The organism is Microcystis sp. LE19-10.1B (assembly GCF_027530565.1).
In the GTDB taxonomy this organism is placed as follows: domain Bacteria; phylum Cyanobacteriota; class Cyanobacteriia; order Cyanobacteriales; family Microcystaceae; genus Microcystis; species Microcystis aeruginosa.
The window spans coordinates 1-16,227 of the sequence record NZ_JAPZQM010000256.1 but is presented as its reverse complement, the minus strand read 5'-3'; the positions used below and the strand labels follow the sequence as shown (position 1 = coordinate 16,227).

The window sequence follows — 16,227 nt, the reverse complement described above, 5'->3', positions numbered from 1 at the left end:
GCACCACCTTTTAGACTTTATGCTCGATGAGGCCATCCCTGTTACTCGCGTTAATTCTTCTTGATTTTGGATGGGGAGCTACAGGGCAAAAGCGTTTTGTATTCTGTATTCCTTGCTACATTCTGAATTTGGAATTGCTGTAGTTTAAGTACCTAGGCAAAATTAATTACATACTCGCCTCCAAAATTGTCCAGCACTTTTTTAACGTAAGCGAGGAGGCTCTTTCGGTCTTTATAGGCGCTAAATTCAATCCATTCATATTTTAAAAATCTCCATAATATTTCAATTAAATTTAAATGAGGTGAATAAGTGGGCAACCAAAATATTTTCAAGTTTTTCTTTTCCCATTCCTCAAGTTTCTCCATAAATGCATCGCTGGTATGAATGGAAGCTTGGTCAATTATTATGACGGTTTTTTTCTGTATATTTTGGCAATATTTATCCAGAAAATTAATAACTATCTCGCTAGTAACCGTTCCGACCTGTGTCTCATAAAATAATTGATTATCTCGTTTCATTATTCCTAAAATATTTAGTCTTTTACCTTCAATTGGTGGTAACTTTATCGTGGTTTTTTCTTCTTGCCAAGCGTAAGGAATACAAGGCTTTGAATCCCATCCCATTTCATCCAAATATCCTATCTCAATCTCTCCTCTTTTTTCCTGTTTTTTTAGTTCTTCTAAAATAGGTAGTTTGACCTCAAGCTCCCACTCATCAGGGGTTTTGGCGACCCCTCTTCTCACCCTTTTCCACCTCATGTTGATTTTTTTTATGAGTCTTTTTATCGTGTCTTTGCTTACGGTTAATTTCCATTCTTCTACAATTTTTATCTGGATTTTTTTTAAGCTTTTCGGTTCTTCTTTTACCCAGTCAATAACTTGTTGACCTTGTGCTTCTGTCAATTTAGGTTTTCTCCCTCTTCCTCGACGATTATAAAAACCAATTAGTTTTCTATCTTCCCAGGCCGTCAACCAATTATAGATGGTCTTTCTCGTAACTCCAAATATTCCGCTCAATTCTTCTATCGTGGTTCCCTGAAAACTTAAGAGTATACATTTCGCTCGCTCTCTTACTTGATGATGTTTACTAGCTCGATAAATTCTCTCTAGCATTTTCTGGCTCTCGGGGTTTAGGTCTCTAATCAATCTCATTGTATTTTCCTGCTGCTTCGTTTTTTTATGTATTATACTTCTTAATTTTTTATTTGGGTAATTAATTTTGCATGACTACTTAGGTAACAATGTAAGCGTAAGCATGATTCGGTGCTAATGCCCAAACTTGCTTGATTTTAATTTGTTTATCTCCCTGTTGTTTAGTATAGAGGATTTCAGTAGCATCAAGCTTACCCAATTTAGTACGTTCTGGAGTGATTGGAAAACCTTGAGAAAAGTCCCGACTAATTTGCTTAACTGTGTCGTCAGTATATTTATCTAGTGGAGCAGGATTCTCTATCTGTTCAATACTAACTATAACACTAGGTTGAAAAAAAACTGAAGAATGATCTTTTGGTGCTAAAAATTTAACAACTTCTGTATTAGTTGCACTAGGTATTTTTTGCCAATTTGGAGGATATTTGATTTTCCAGTTTTTGGGATAGGAAATTTTAAGGTCACCATTCAACCGTTCCTTATTCGGGTCATAGACCCGATAAGGGGAAGTAATTGTAATTATTTTTGGTATTAACAGTAAAACAGCCCCCAAAGCTAAAGCACCGATAACCAGCTTACCCTGATAAAGTATTGATAGCTTCTTCTTCCTTGTCCAAACCAGAGGAGTAGCAGCAGGATTTTGACAAATAACGGGCAGCCCCATCACCCCCGGCAGTTCCGCATCTAATCCTTCTTCGGCAAGACGTTCTCTCGCCGTCCGCACCGACAAATACAAAGATTTACCCCTAGAAAATGCCTTGAGAAAATGCTTTAAAAACTCCTGTGCCACCTTATCGGGTACGGGTTCGCGCATGACGATCGCTTGAGGAATTTGCAAATTCTCCAATTCCTTGGCCAACCCCAACCCATCACAAGAGTTAAAAATGGCTAACTGCAACCCCCCTTCGATCGCTGTCCTCAAACCATGTTTTAACTCACCGATAGTCAAACTTTCCCTTTGATTAATATAAATGCGCCCCACTTCCCCTTCCGTATGGCTGTGTCCGGCAAAAAAGAGGATGTCCCAATGTTGTTCCCAAAGTTGTTCGCTAATCTCTCGTCGAGGAGGTTCTACCAAAAAAACCGTCTCAGCCCCCGGCAAATTCTCTAAAAACCTTCTATCTGCCGTCACGTCAATGCCCTCACTATTACCTAAAATCGCCAAAATTCTCAGCCTTTTGGTGGGGGAAGGTGGGCTAACGATTTTTTCAAAGAAAGAAGCAGCGATCGCTACCTCTAACTTGGGATAATGGTCAAAGAACTCGATCAAATTCCAAGGTAGCCGCCGCAAATAGCCATCCCCAGCTTGAATGATGAAGCGAATGGGTTCGGAACGGTTCAAATTTTCCAAGAGACGCTCTCTCACCGGACGAAACGACTCGGAGTTCAGCCAGCGTTTGAGGCTATCTTGCAAAGTTTGAAGGGTCTGGCGACAGTCGGCAGTAGTGGAAACATTGGTAATTTGGGTAGCAGGTGCTGTTAGCCTGACAACAACAGGCAAATGTCTATAACTAGACTGCCATTGGTCATAGTTTTGGGGAATTTCCGGAGCGCTTGGCAATTTACCTGTAACTTCGATCGAAGGAGGGGAGCCTTCCTCAGCAATTTGCAGGATAACAGGAAATCCCTGTTCCCAGTTGCCTTCTCCCAATTTAACAGTCACTAACTTAGCCATCGCTACCACCTGTCGTTGTTAAAAAAAATATTAATAGATCGCCTATTTAAAAGGGTAAGTATTGAATGCGATTCACAAATTCTTCGGGGTTTCCCAGTTTGGTGATGAGTTCTAAGTCGCGTATGCAGTCGCCAATTGAAACCATTAACTGATGAGCATAAACAACTCCAGCGAAGTCTATTCCTACTGTCTGACGGTGACTCCCTTCAACTAAGAAATCCCTGTCTTGTGTAAAAACAATTCTTCCTAGTGCTGTTGATCGGTCTAGAATTACGGGGTCAGGGCTACCAGAATAACCATCTTCCTGAACTGTCAGCACATCAACATCTCGAAGGCGCAATCCTATCGTGATGGCTCCATGTACGTTTTCATCCATATAAAGTTTGAGGCTCACTTGAGAATTCCTTGTGCTTTAAGTCTGGCCACAAAAGGCGACTCGATCGCTGAGTGCCGCATTTTTTGGGCATACTCCAGATCGGCAGCGATCGCTCCGTCCAATTCTTCTTTATGATCCCAATAGTAGGCGAAGGCTGAGTGAATCTGACTCATACTCAAATGGCGATGGTTGATTTGAATTTCTTCAGGAGTCCAACCGTAAGCCATCTGAGCCATCACCAGATCAATCACCTTCATTGTCGAGCTTGCAATCATTGGTCTCCCGCGTTCGTCTATTTGAATATGCTTGTATTCGGTTAGTGCGGTTTTCATGATTAAACTTTCTCCGTTTACTTGTACTTTAGTTCCTAGCAATTTCTCAGGGGGAAAGTTCTGCTAGAGGGTAAAATCTTCGGTAATATTTGCCTCTCCCAGTCCCACCCTGACACTGAACTGTTCTCCCGGTGAACCACTAAACTTGAGTTGGATGTAATTGTCCAGTTCTCTTGCCTCAGTTTCCAAAAAGGTTTTCCCAGCCTCATCCAGCACCACTAATTGTAAGTGGGCAGGCAAATATTTCTGGTTTCGCATCGGATAGACCCTGAGGAGAACCGCTATCATTTGGTTAGTTTTAGGCAAGACAGCCACCATTAGAGTCACTGGGTGTTCCCCGATCAGCATTCCTAAATCTTTAACTCTCCTCAACCCACCTGCCAAGTTATGCGGAGCGAGCCGCCATAAACTCTCTGCCGCACTCCAACGGGTTTCTTCATCCTGAGTTGCCTCTAGCAAGTGAGTCAGAGCCGCCAATACCTCAGAAGATGCAGTTCCCATCTCTCCCAAGCGCAGTGCTGCTTGTCTGCGGCGATGCTCCTCCTGACTGGTATAAATCGTCTCAATTAAATCGCTAACCGTCTTGGAATCCATAAAATCAGCCCCGCGCTCGCGTAAGGCATAAGCATAGGCAAAACAGGGTTCTCCAGGTGCAAAAAGCTGTTCAATCGTCTGCCAGCTTTCCTCAAAAACATTTTGTAACCATTGGCTCAAATTGACTCGGCTTTTTAAGGAAACTGAACGAGATTGTTCCTTTTCAACAGCAAAGAGCTTTTCTAAACGGTAGTCTTGACTGGATTTCTGCCGCTCTGGTAAGCGATTAAGTTTTCCCAGAACTACTTTTTGGTTATTTTGGGCTGTCTCAAAGTCCGGGGAAGCGGGAGAGATATTTTCATACCCTTCACTAGCTTCTTGGTATTCCTCCCTAGCTTCCTCATATCGCTGCAAGCGAGTTAGATAATCCCCGATTAATTGGGCAATTTGACCGTCTAGAAAGGAATTTCTTTCTTGATTTCCGCTAGTGCCTGACATAGTTCATTGTCCTCCTGTTGGTTGGCTTTTCCAAAAACTTCGATCCACTCCTCTTTTGCTCTCAGAGGTTCTTGCCAGTAAGCATGATAGAGAGCTTCAGCCAGATTGCCCCTTTCTCGATAGTACCGCTCCAAGACTTGATGGGCAGCCTGGGTTCGCTCCCGCTTCTGCTCGTGGTTGAAACGACGGATGAAGGGATGAAGACGATACCACCCCTCACCTTGTTGTTCTGCCTGCCAGACGAAGGAAAAACTGAGGAGCGAGTCAAAGGCAGCATGGGAGGGATTGCATTTCAAGGATTCGCCCAGATGAAAGTAAAGGTCTTCATTAAAGGCTCGACAGGCACTCAAGACATAAACCGCATCTTCCAACACCCTGTCTGTGTATTTCAGGAGTCTTTCTACCAAAATCCCTAATTTCCGATTAAATCCCTCTCCTGTCTCGGAAACGGATTGAAAGTCGGCAGCGGTAAAGGCTTCTTTTTTTTCTGGCGCCATCCTGACTAAATCCGCGCATAGCCCCAGCAAGAGAGGATGAACGGAATCGCCATCAAAACTACTATAGGCAATCAAGCTCTGCTGCACTTGGGTATCCTCAATTCCGACTCTTTGTAGGTAGTCGAGGGCATCGGTTACTTGAAAGTTGAACACTTGCCTGCACTCTAACTTGTCCGCTGTAATTGAACAATAGCTGGCTCGATGCCACTGGGGAATTTCCCGTCCTGCCATGACGATGACAATTTGGGGCAACTCCAACAACTGCGACAACAGACACCGCAGCCATTCATCCTGCTTGAAAAATCTGGCACTTCCTTGATTGCGCCCTTCTCCCCAAAAGGCTTCGTGGGTGTCGAAAAACAGCACCAGTTTTTCAGGAGCGCCCTCTCTTTGCATGGCGACCTTGAGATCTTCCGCAAAAAAGTTAGGCAAAGCAACAATCAATTCCGCATCGGGATCTAACTCGGTGATCCGTTGAAAATCTTTTTTCTGGAGTCCTCGACCTTGTAGATAAAGGGACAAATCCCCCCCTAAGTCTTGGGTGATTATATTCCAACTGCTAGATGTCAAACTCGCCAGGAAACCGGGTAAAATATGGGCGGCAAGTGCATTTGGTAACTCTTTAATGAGGAAGACTGCCAATTTAGAGGCAAAAAGTTCCGGTGAAGGAAATAATCTATTCACGGATTCATTTGTCAGTTTTCCCTTCTGTTGTAAATACAAGATGCAAGCAAACTGATAGAGCGGAAAAGAGAGTTTATATCCCAAGCGAGCAGCATTGGTTATTAACTGATTATGCAAAATCAGTAGCCCGTCGAAATTTTCTTGAGGTTGTTCTGGTCGCGATGACTTGGCTGGGGATTCAAAATCCAACAGTGCGGCTGGCACAAATTGAAAGTCACGTTCCCAGTCAGTAATTGTCTTAATAAACTCAACAATTTCAGGATGGGTTTTGGTTTTAAGTTCTGTCCAAGTTTCTAAAGGAAAGCGCTTGCAACAATTTTCCAATAAGAATTTCAGCAGCAGCGACTTGCCATTGCCACCATCCCCATAGAAGAATAGGATTTTATGGGGGTCAAGCTCGTCATCGTTGAGATATTCTGCAAATCGCAAGGTTAACTCGTGTCGGTCGGTAAAGTGCCGGAGAGCGCGATTTAGCTGAGTTAACGAGGCTTTTTGGCTAGTGGGATCGCTGATGCTCATAGCCGTACTACTTAGAAAATGTAATTGCTATTAAAGTCTAAAATCTTCTCTAATTCTATTCTAGCCTTTCCTCTTGCCATGCGGACAATAAACTGCTCTTCCACTAAACCGCCAGACTTGAGGGTGCTGATTGGGTAGTATTGCTGAACTTCCCCCCATACATATCTACTACAATAGCCGAAAACCCTTATCCATCAATGGATAAACCCATTAACTTTTCTTTATATACCCCGTGTTTATTGTAATATTCCTTAAATAGACAAATGGGGGAAGTTTAGGCTAAAATGGCGGCCGTGTATAGTGATTCAATTAGTATTATTCGATCGAGTGAACTTAGTGGAATTTGAGAGTGAAGATTATCCATCAGAAAAGTTAATTGCTTGTCAAAATCCCTTAATCGCTGAGAAAAATCAAAAACAAACAGAAGCCTTATTCTTTACAATACAATAAAAGTGTAATTAAGCTTGTTGGGAGCCTGAGCTATGACTAACCCGAATTCGATCGAACAGCTATCGCAGGAATTACTCGATCTAGACCAAGTAGATGCCGATACCGGGGCAGATTTGCGGCAAAAAGCCCAAGAAATCCTCGCTGAAACCACTATTGACCTGCCGATTCGAGAAGCGATCGCCGATAGTCTCAGTCAAGGCAATCAACTACTTACCCTCAAAACCGTCGGCAAGGAAGAAAGTTACTAGCACATTTGGGGTCAAAAGTCAAGATGAAAGAAAAAAATTTTTTTGTCTGGCTGGGGCGATTTTTGGCCTCTTTTGGGCTGTTATCGGGGATAAGTGGCTGTAATTCCCCTCTTTTGATCACTCCTCAAGTTCCCGCCGGTGGTTTAAATAGTTTTGCTCCCGATCAATTTCCCAGTTATAGTGCTGATGGTCGCTATTTAGCCTTCGCTTCCGATCGCTCCGGTCGTCGTAGTATATATTTATTCGATCTGCAAGAAAAGCGCTTAGTTAATCTTCCTAACCTAAATCGTGGCGATTCTAGCCAAGATCAGCCATCTCTGAATGCTGACGGTCGTTTAATTGCCTATATCTCCAGCGAACGCGGTAAAAGTGATGTCATGGTTTATGATCGTTCCCGGTCCCGTGCAACCCTGTTAACCGCTAACCTGCGGGGAAGCGTCCGCAATCCCACCATTAGCGGTGATGGTCGCCAAATTGCCTTTGAAACCAACCAAGACGGTCAATGGAATATTGCGATCGTTAACGGCCAATTTTAAACTTGTTCTACTCGGTCTTAATCGTTAAAACCTGTGGAGGAGTGGCATCTGGTGGATATAAAAAATTTACCTGTACTACACGCCAATCCCCCGGAGGAATAGTCAGACTCACTAAAGATTGCCCCTCTTGTCCGCGTCTTTGGACGAGATGGAAAAATCTGCTTTGTGCCTGTCCCTGGTCATCGCTATAATTGACGGCTACTGTTCCCCGAAAAAACACTTGTGGGGCAGCCGGATCGAGAAAACGCAAACCCGGCCCAATAACATCCTCTTTAATCGGTGTTTCTAGCGCAATAGTCACCGTTTTCGCCTCATCACTCCCATTAAATAGAGGTAAACTTAACCTATATTCCACACCGTAATTACCATGAGCTTGATAGGCCGTATCGGGATAGCGAACTAACATACTAGCACTTTGATTTTGTTCCGTTCCCAATTTGCCCCCGGGTAGGGTACTAATCCCATAGGCTATAGATTGACCAGAATCAGGAATATTTAACCATAAAGAAGCTCGATCGACCAATCGGGCTGGCCAAGCTGAACCTTGGGACACTCCCGCTACCCGTCCATAAATTATCTGTCCTTGACTATGGGGAGGAGTGGGCGCTCGATCCCGCGGAGTCGATAAATCGCCTTTTTCTAGCAAATTTTGCCACTCTGTCAGATTTGGTGGTCTTTCTTGCCCATTTTCGTCTAAGGGTGCATAAAGAGCTAAACTAGCAGCGTAGAGAAGACCGTCACTTTCCAGACGGAGATAAGTGGACCTACCGTTTAAAGGGGGAGTCAAATCGCGCACAGGAATCGCCGCATTTAAGACCATAAAACTCTCCCCAGGGGGAATAATAATCCTATCGGGAAAAATATCCTGACGCTGCCCCATTAAAATATCCCCCATTACCCGACTTCCCGGCCCGGCAAAAACTGTCCCCTGATTATTTTCCACTTGTGCGGGTAAATCGATAAAAGCTGCATCGGGTTGACTCAAATAACTAGCTCCTTGCAGAATTTTAACGGTCACGGGATTAGAACTGGGATTGTGGAGTAATATACCCAGATAAAGGCTGCGTAAATTATCGGGAAAACTCCCCCTCGCTATATGGTGGGCAAAAATATCAAAGCGTCCCTGAAAAGCATAATTTAAATGGGCCGAGGGAAAACTTTTCTCTTGGGGGGGAAAAGTGGAAAGCAAAATCCCTTCTCCTAGCAATAATTCGGGACTATTGCTATTAAAAACGGGAACTTGATCTAGTTGATTCGGTAAAGGACGCACCTGCGCCGGTCGAATTATTTCTACAATAGGAGGAGTTTGGGCAATGGGTAGTAAAAAAGGTAACATCACACAAATTACCATCTCAAGATAATTATTTTTTGATCATAGCATTACTGGCTCGCTCAATTTAGATAGTATTCTGTTTGTCTATATCTAGAGGATTGGTTAATATTTCTTTCCGGTGTTAAGTAGCTGGTTATAATTAAATTAAAAATGGATTTTAGGTTCGATCCCCCCTGCCCCCCTTGATAAGGTAGGGTTGATTCATGAATCAACCCTACCCTTAATAAGGGGGGCATCTGACAACTTTTAACGCCTACCTACTTAAGTACAATCAAGAAAAATTATCAAATTTACCAATCATTATTTGCCCTTGCCATTGAGGAAATCTATTGTCATCATAGACTAAAATCTAGATGTAGCCGATGTCTAGATATCGATCGAGCCAGAATTGTTATGATAAATTCATGAAGTTTTATAACGGTATTTCCCCGTGAACATGAACCAAATTGACTATCTCAGGATTAGTTTAATCGATCGCTGTAACTTTCGCTGTCAGTATTGTCTGCCTGAAGATGCAGAATTGGCATCTGTTCGACCGCAAGATTTACTCACCCGGGAGGAAATTCTTACTTTAGTCAAAAATGTCTTTATTCCCCTCGGTTTCCGCAAATTTCGCCTTACTGGTGGGGAACCTCTCTTACATCCCGAAGTAGTGGAGATTGTGCGCGATATCGCCTCTTTATCTGCCACTAGCGATTTAGCTCTGACCACCAATGGCTATTTACTTGACAATTTAGCCGAAATGTTGTATGAAGCCGGACTAAGACGGATTAATATCAGTTTAGACTCCCTCGACCCCGACACTTTCGATAAGATTATCGGTAATCGCGGCCGGAGTCGTTGGCAAAAAACTTGGGCAGGTATTCAAGCGGCCCAGAGAGTGGGTTTTGACCCCTTAAAATTGAATGTGGTGGTAATTCCGGGGATAAATGAGGCAGAAGTGGAGGATTTAGCGGCTTTGACCATCGAGAAGCGTTGGCACGTCCGTTTTATCGAGTTTATGCCCATCGGTAACGGTGATTTATTTCAAGAAAAAGCTTGGATTGCGAACGAGGAATTAAGGGGGCGAATTCGGGCAAAATGGGGCTTAAATGAGGGTCAAGTGCGGGGAAATGGTCCAGCCGATGTTTTTCAAATTCCGGGGGCTAAGGGTACAATTGGCTTTATCAGTCAGATGTCGGAATGTTTTTGCGATCGCTGCAACCGCCTACGTCTCTCGGCCGATGGTTGGTTGCGTCCCTGTCTCCTCAACGAAACCGGACAAATTGACCTAAAAACCGCCCTCCGTCAGGGAATTTCGCCGGCAGAAATCAGGGAAAAAGTCCAGAAATTAATGGAACTGAAAGCAGAAATAAACTTTAAACTGCGTGATTCTGGCACATCAAGCGGCATTTATACCCGTACTATGTCCCAAATTGGCGGCTAAAAATCTACTGTCCGAATTCTACTCTAGCCTGTTCTACCATTTCCACGGTAACTCGATCGGAACCGGCATGACGAGCTAATTCTTCTATCCTTTGACGCGCTTGGGAACGAACAAAATAGGGAATATTTTTTAGTTTTGCTTTTGCTTCTGCGGTCCATTGTAGTTGATCGGAAAAATCTAGAGCGTCCATAGATTTAACAATAGTAGTCCGTCTATTATACCAAAAAAGATTAGCTATTTATTGCCAAGCTAATTAAATGATGAGTTTCTTGATAGCGACTCTTTTTCACCTTTCTCTTAATTAGAGTTCTTGCATAATTAATTTTTGAGAGGGCAAAAATGAGAAAAATAAGCATAAAATTGCATAAAATAACCAAATAGAGCATTTAATTGATTAATGCTCATTCTTAATTCTCCTGACTACTGACTACTGGCTCCTGACTCCTCACCTAAAGGAAGATTTTTGATTTTTGCAAGAGGTCTATTTTAGGTTTCTGCTAGGTCGAAATTTACTCTTTGATATAAATCTTGAAAAGAAATCTGCCAATCCACCGACACCAATTGTAAAACCGCATTTTCCCCCGTGACGAAATCAATTAACCATTGATCATCCTTTTGTTTATAGTAACGTTCCACACTATAACTAGATTGTTCGATCAGAATATATTCCTGAAAAGTTGGCAGAGAACGATAGAATTTAAACTTATCCCCTCGGTCATAAGCTTGGGTAGAATTAGAGAGAACTTCGACAATAATTAAAGGATTGATCACGTTAGATTGACTATTCCCTTGATAGAGAGGTTGACCTTTAATCACCATCACATCGGGATAGGTGTAAATACTATAATCTGACAGCCATAAACGCACCGTTTCCATGTAGGTATAATAATCTTGATTATTGATATTTAAGGGAAAATTACGGCAAAAATTTAGACAAATCTGATTGTGATTAGTGGTGGCTCCTACCATTGGGATAATTTCTCCTTGACGATATTCATTTTTATCTTCGGATGTTTCCTCCAGAGCTAGATATTCTTCGGGAGTATAATATTTAGTTTCGGTAGTCCTTAACATTTTTGACTCTCCTTCCTCTTCTATTTTCTAGGATACAGCATTTCTCTAAAAAGAGACAAAGTTATCCTTGAGCAAGGTTATCAATTGAGTGGCTCGGATCATATTTTTTGCTTAATCTCTGGCAAAAAATGCTGAGAAATCCACAATTAAAAATCTAACTATCAAAATTGCTCACCCCAAAGGTTAAAATAAACTAGATAAATAGTTTTATGTTTAGTTTCTCCTATGTTTAACTGGTTCCGTCGTCAGAAAGTCCAACCCGAACAAGAACAAACACCCCCCGCACCCGTAGAGGAAACCCCCAGCGAGGCAACCCCGACGACTAGCGAGACAACCAGTCAGGAAGAGTATTTAGATTGGGCTAAAAAAGCCTTTAAAAATATTCAAGAGAAAAAAGCCACGGCCGAGGCCGTCGTGAGCGAACCCTCTGAAACATCTATTGCTGAAACCGAACCTCTGCAAGAGGAAGAACCGGTTAAAGAAGAAGAAACCGAGGATAATACCCCCGCATGGCTGAAAAAATCTGATCGCCTCGAAATTCTCAAAGAAACCGCCATCGAAACCCCCACAGAACCAGATGAGGACTTTATCTGGTCCGCCAAAGTTTTAGCCAATCAGGGACGACAAGCAGAGGACGTTTCGGAAGAAGAAATCACTTGGTTAAAAAAATTGCGTCAGGGTTTAGGCAAAACGCGCCGCAGCTTGGTCAATCAGCTTAAGGCCGTGGTCGGTCAGGGTCCCCTCAATCAAGATGCGGTGGAGGAAATCGAAGCTTTATTGCTTCAGGCCGATGTGGGGGTAGATGCCACCGATTATATTATCACTACCCTCCAAAATAAGCTAAAACAGGAAGCTTTGCCTCCCGAAAAAGCGATCGAATATCTCAAAGAAATTATCCGCGAGATTTTAGATTCACCTTTAGCCAATTATAGCAACCCCGGTTTTGAGCCAGAAAAAGGCAAATTAAATATCTGGATGCTCACAGGAGTTAACGGAGTCGGTAAAACGACGACTATCGGCAAATTAGCCCATTTATCTAAACAATCTGGCTATAGCTGTATAATCGCCGCTGCCGACACCTTTCGCGCTGCTGCCGTGGAACAGGTGAAAGTTTGGGGAGAGCGATCGCAAGTCGAAGTAATTGCCAACCCGGGCAAAAATACCGACCCGGCCGCCGTGGTGTACGATGGCATCGAAGCCGCTAAATCCAGGGAGGTAGAATTACTCTTAGTGGATACGGCGGGAAGATTGCAGAATAAAAAGAACTTAATGGCAGAATTAAGCAAAATTCGCCGCATTATCGACAAAAAAGCCGAGAGTGCCGTGGTGGAATCCCTTCTAGTTCTCGATGCCACTTTAGGACAAAACGGGCTGCGACAGGCCGAGGTTTTCTCGGAAGCTGCCCAATTAAGCGGCGTGATCCTGACTAAAATCGATGGTACAGCTAAAGGAGGTGTCGCCCTTGCCGTAGCGCGTCAGCTTAACCTACCGATTCGCTTTGTTGGTGCTGGGGAAGGAATCGAGGATCTGCGGCCCTTTTCCAGTTACGAATTCGTGGAAGCTTTACTGAGTGGCGATTAATCTCACCCTAGCTATCTTTCATAATCTTTTCATGGTTGCTTCATAATTGTCTCATTTTTAGTTATGCTAGAAATGGAGACTCGGGGTAACAACTATGCAAAGGACAATTACAGTTAGTCATCTAGGAGTATATTATCGCGGCGTGGAAGCCCTACGGGATATCACCCTGAAAATTTATCCCGGACGATTAACCGGTATTATCGGTCCCAACGGCGCGGGTAAAAGTACCCTGATCAAAGCCATGCTAGGATTAATTCCCGTACAACAGGGAACCGTTAACTATCAAGGGCAATCTCTACAGCAACAACTGGATAAAGTCGCTTATGTTCCCCAAAGATCTCAAATCGACTGGACCTATCCCGTCACCGCTTGGGATGTGGTAATGATGGGGAGAGTCAGAAAAACCGGTTGGTTTCGTCCTTTTTCCCATATTAGTCGTCAACAGGCTTTAAATGCCCTAGAACGGGTGGAAATGGCTGATTTACGCCATCGTCCCCTCGGTCAGCTGTCGGGAGGACAACAGCAAAGAGTCTTTTTAGCCAGATCTTTGGCCCAAGAAGCGGAGATTTTCTGTTTTGATGAACCTTTCGTTGGGGTAGATCAAAAAACCGAGGGGGTTCTTTTTAATATCTTTGGTGAGTTAGCCCAAAAAAATAAAATTGTCCTGGTGGTTAACCATGATTTAGGCGAATCTATCACCCATTTTGCTGATTTAATCCTCTTAAATAAAGAATTGATCCTCGCCGATCAACGGTCTAAGGTCTTAACTGATTTTAATCTCCGGCGTGCCTATGGGGGTAAAGTCTCCTTCTATGATGCCATGACACCACCAGATCATCCCCGCTCGAGTCTCGATTATTTCGATCGCCTCTCGAAAAACAATGCGATAAACTAGAAGCGAAGATATTTTGGCTGACTGCCGATAGGGACACCGATGAAAACTATTTCCCCGCAAGAAGTAACAGGAACGATCGAACTGGCTCCTAACTATCGAATTCCCCTGTTTTTGGTAATTTTATCGCTGCCTTTACTCTTTTTACAGGTCTGGCTGGGCATAATTTTCTCCCTGTTAGGGCTATTCTTGATGTTCCAGACTACCCGCATTCGTCTCCAGTTTACCCCCACCTCCTTAGATGTCTATCTATCTGGGCAACAAATTCGCTCCTTTCCCTACCAAGAATGGCAAAATTGGCGGATTTTCTGGAATAAAGTCCCGATCCTATTTTATTTCAAAGAAATTAACAGCATTCATTTTTTGCCCATTATCTTTGACAGCGCAACCCTGAGACTGTGCCTCGAAAAATACTATCCTTTAGCAGCATCGCCAGCGATCGACTCAGAAGCGAACTAAGATTGAGTTAAAATAAAATCTAGCAATTAATAGCGTCTTAAGTAGGTAGGTGTTAAAAATTGTCAGATCCCCCCGCCTATCGGCACCCCCCTTATTAAGGGGGGCAGGGGGGATCCCCCCGCCTATCGGCACCCCCCTTATTAAGGGGGGCAGGGGGGATCGAAGGCAAGATATATCGTCTATTAATTAGAACCACTTACTTAATTGCCTGCCTTGGCCCTCTGTTCGCTCTGCATTTCTAAAGCCGATGAATTCAGAAGATTTTAATGTTTTACCCCTTGACAAAATGACAGACTTACCCAATGAATCTGTCGAAGAATTTAGTTTTGATGATCTCTGGAACGATCGCCCAGTAGAGAATCCGCTGCCATCGGCAATCGCCCCCGAAGGCGAATTAGTTCCCACAGCGCAGGCGCAACCCCTGCGGGCAGAAATCGAGGCTCTAGAACGGCAAAAACAGAGCCTAGAGGCAGAAATCTCGGCATTAAAAGCGGAAAGAGAACGCTTGATCGCCGAGGAACTAGGAGATATCAAAGCTCAAATCGAAAGAATGCTCAAGGAAGGCGTAAAAGACCTAGAACAACGCAAACAGGCGTTAGAAGTGGCGATCGAACAGTTAGAACGCCGTCGTGAGCGGATTCGGCAGGAAATGCGGAGTAATTTCGCCGGAGTCTCCCAGGATATGGCCGTGCGGGTTCAGGGATTTAAAGACTATCTGGTGGGCAGTTTACAGGATTTGGCCGCGGCTGCCGAACAGTTGGAATTACCCCGTTTTGAGACCCCCGAAAAATCCCCCCGACCCGTGGAACCTCCCCTGCGGACCGAACGGGAGGAAAACCCCCGTCCATCCCGTGGCAGTCAAGGCCGGGATGATCGCGAAGAAAGTCCCCGTCCCTCCCGTAGCAGTAACCAGGGCCGGGATAATTGGCAAGAACCCCGTCGCTCTAACCGTTCGGGTTATGAATCGGAACCGGTGGGACAATCTACCCCCAGACAGGGCTTTTCTGAGCAAAATCAGCGCATCCAAACTCTTTTAGACCGTTATCGCAGTCGTCCTGACTATTACGGTCCGCCTTGGCAATTACGGCGCACTTTTGAACCAATTCACGCCGAACGGGTGCAACAGTGGTTCTTTAAACAGGGGGGCCGGGGTACTGTTCGCGGTATGGGCAGCCGTCTCCAGAATATTCTGGTCGCTTCGGCAATTATCTCGATTATGGCGGAATTACAGGGCGATCGCTTCCGTTCTCTCGTTCTGGCTAATAGTCCCGAACGTTTAGGCGAATGGCGGCGCGGTCTCCAAGATTGTCTCGGCATTTCCCGCGCCGATTTTGGACCAGACCGCGGCATCGTTCTCTTTGAGTCTCCCGAAGCTTTAATTCAAAAAGCGGAACGTTTAATTGAGGATAAATATTCACCGCTCATTATCATCGATGATACCGAAGAACGGCTCAATTTCGCTCTTTTACAATTCCCCTACTGGTTAGCTTTTGCCCCTGAACCCCAACAAAGTTCTAGTTATTGGTATTAACTAATTAGGGTTTGCGGCAAAAAGTTTTTCCTGGCGGCAGGGTGTAGGGTTTTACCAATTTTGAGGGGGTCAATTACCTAATTTTCAGGGAAAAAGTCCCGGAATTTTCCCGCCGATTACTGCAAGGGTCGGCACTTTTTGAGGTAAAAAAAATCTAAAAACCTTGTTGGATAAGGTTTTTAGATTTATTCGGCATACCCTAACTAGGGCTTGCTTAATAATGGTAAAACCCTTTTAAAATAAGGCTTTTGACCTGTTAAAGTCCGATGTTCATGCTGCGAAAATAGGATTGGGACTTTCAAAAACCTTGCATTATCCTTCTTGTAGTACATCGCTTGGTACACAAAACAAGGGCAACAAAGCCTGAAACGACTGGCTACTGACGACCGGCTACTGACTCCTACCCCCAGGAAAAACTTTTTCAGCAGACCCTA

The 16,227-nt window shown here is 44.0% G+C and carries 17 protein-coding genes; 8 read left to right on the top strand and 9 right to left on the bottom strand.

The genetic code is table 11. The annotated features are described in order from the left end of the window. Positions 1-152: 152 nt before the first annotated feature. From O9332_RS09270 to O9332_RS09245, 6 genes are all read right to left on the bottom strand, one after another. A complete protein-coding gene (locus O9332_RS09270; protein ID WP_288025072.1) occupies positions 153-1,151 on the bottom strand; it encodes an IS630-like element ISMae24 family transposase in 999 nt (332 codons plus the stop codon). Positions 1,152-1,230: 79 nt separating this feature from the next. Further along, positions 1,231-2,823 carry a CHAT domain-containing protein gene (locus O9332_RS09265; RefSeq protein WP_288025069.1) on the bottom strand — a complete coding sequence of 531 codons (1,593 nt, stop codon included), beginning with the start codon at positions 2,821-2,823 and terminating at the stop codon, positions 1,231-1,233. A 46-nt stretch (positions 2,824-2,869) separates the two neighbouring features. Continuing rightward, complete coding sequence (locus tag O9332_RS09260) at positions 2,870-3,217, bottom strand: DUF5615 family PIN-like protein (protein ID WP_149985262.1); 348 nt, start codon at positions 3,215-3,217, stop codon at positions 2,870-2,872. Beyond that, entirely contained in the window at positions 3,214-3,531 is a 318-nt protein-coding gene (locus O9332_RS09255) for a DUF433 domain-containing protein (protein ID WP_287691778.1), read from the bottom strand. The genes O9332_RS09260 and O9332_RS09255 overlap by 4 nt, the downstream gene beginning before the upstream one ends. A 63-nt stretch (positions 3,532-3,594) precedes the next feature. Then, a complete protein-coding gene (locus O9332_RS09250) occupies positions 3,595-4,563 on the bottom strand; it encodes a DUF1822 family protein (protein WP_288025065.1) in 969 nt (322 codons plus the stop codon). Next, complete coding sequence (locus O9332_RS09245; RefSeq protein ID WP_288025063.1) at positions 4,521-6,263, bottom strand: hypothetical protein; 1,743 nt, start codon at positions 6,261-6,263, stop codon at positions 4,521-4,523. The genes O9332_RS09250 and O9332_RS09245 overlap by 43 nt, the downstream gene beginning before the upstream one ends. A 300-nt stretch (positions 6,264-6,563) precedes the next feature. Here O9332_RS09245 and O9332_RS09240 point away from each other — a divergent pair, with 300 nt between their 5' ends. The 3 genes from O9332_RS09240 to O9332_RS09230 are packed head-to-tail and all read left to right on the top strand — an operon-like array spanning position 6,564 to position 7,497. Next, positions 6,564-6,713: a hypothetical protein gene (locus tag O9332_RS09240; RefSeq protein ID WP_002748420.1), complete on the top strand. Its 150-nt coding sequence runs from the start codon at positions 6,564-6,566 to the stop codon at positions 6,711-6,713. Between the two features lie 32 nt (positions 6,714-6,745). Beyond that, positions 6,746-6,961, top strand: coding sequence for a hypothetical protein (locus O9332_RS09235; RefSeq protein ID WP_002761575.1), 216 nt, complete (start codon positions 6,746-6,748; stop codon positions 6,959-6,961). A 23-nt stretch (positions 6,962-6,984) separates the two neighbouring features. Then, complete coding sequence (locus O9332_RS09230) at positions 6,985-7,497, top strand: TolB family protein (RefSeq protein WP_002761577.1); 513 nt, start codon at positions 6,985-6,987, stop codon at positions 7,495-7,497. A gap of 7 nt (positions 7,498-7,504) precedes the next feature. Here the strand turns inward: O9332_RS09230 and O9332_RS09225 are convergent, their stop codons facing one another. After that, positions 7,505-8,848 carry a DUF3370 domain-containing protein gene (locus tag O9332_RS09225; RefSeq protein WP_002761579.1) on the bottom strand — a complete coding sequence of 448 codons (1,344 nt, stop codon included), beginning with the start codon at positions 8,846-8,848 and terminating at the stop codon, positions 7,505-7,507. A gap of 418 nt (positions 8,849-9,266) precedes the next feature. On the opposite strand from O9332_RS09225, the gene moaA reads away from it, so the two are divergent. Continuing rightward, entirely contained in the window at positions 9,267-10,256 is a 990-nt protein-coding gene (gene moaA, locus O9332_RS09220) for a GTP 3',8-cyclase MoaA (RefSeq protein WP_002761581.1), read from the top strand. 4 nt (positions 10,257-10,260) lie between these two features. Here the strand turns inward: moaA and O9332_RS09215 are convergent, their stop codons facing one another. Then, a complete protein-coding gene (locus O9332_RS09215) occupies positions 10,261-10,446 on the bottom strand; it encodes a PCP reductase family protein (RefSeq protein WP_002751785.1) in 186 nt (61 codons plus the stop codon). Between the two features lie 296 nt (positions 10,447-10,742). Then, positions 10,743-11,330 carry a Uma2 family endonuclease gene (locus O9332_RS09210; RefSeq protein ID WP_002761583.1) on the bottom strand — a complete coding sequence of 196 codons (588 nt, stop codon included), beginning with the start codon at positions 11,328-11,330 and terminating at the stop codon, positions 10,743-10,745. 225 nt (positions 11,331-11,555) lie between these two features. On the opposite strand from O9332_RS09210, the gene ftsY reads away from it, so the two are divergent. From ftsY to O9332_RS09190, 4 genes are all read left to right on the top strand, one after another. Then, the gene (gene ftsY / locus O9332_RS09205) at positions 11,556-12,911 is read left to right on the top strand and encodes a signal recognition particle-docking protein FtsY (protein ID WP_002761585.1); all 1,356 of its coding nucleotides are present in this window, start codon (positions 11,556-11,558) and stop codon (positions 12,909-12,911) included. 94 nt (positions 12,912-13,005) lie between these two features. Continuing rightward, positions 13,006-13,806 (top strand): metal ABC transporter ATP-binding protein, encoded by an 801-nt coding sequence (locus O9332_RS09200; protein WP_002761587.1) that lies wholly within the window; start codon positions 13,006-13,008, stop codon positions 13,804-13,806. Positions 13,807-13,845: 39 nt separating this feature from the next. Further along, positions 13,846-14,262 carry a DUF3119 family protein gene (locus O9332_RS09195; protein WP_002761589.1) on the top strand — a complete coding sequence of 139 codons (417 nt, stop codon included), beginning with the start codon at positions 13,846-13,848 and terminating at the stop codon, positions 14,260-14,262. A 247-nt stretch (positions 14,263-14,509) separates the two neighbouring features. Then, positions 14,510-15,793 carry a DUF3086 domain-containing protein gene (locus O9332_RS09190; RefSeq protein ID WP_002761591.1) on the top strand — a complete coding sequence of 428 codons (1,284 nt, stop codon included), beginning with the start codon at positions 14,510-14,512 and terminating at the stop codon, positions 15,791-15,793. Positions 15,794-16,227: the final 434 nt, after the last annotated feature.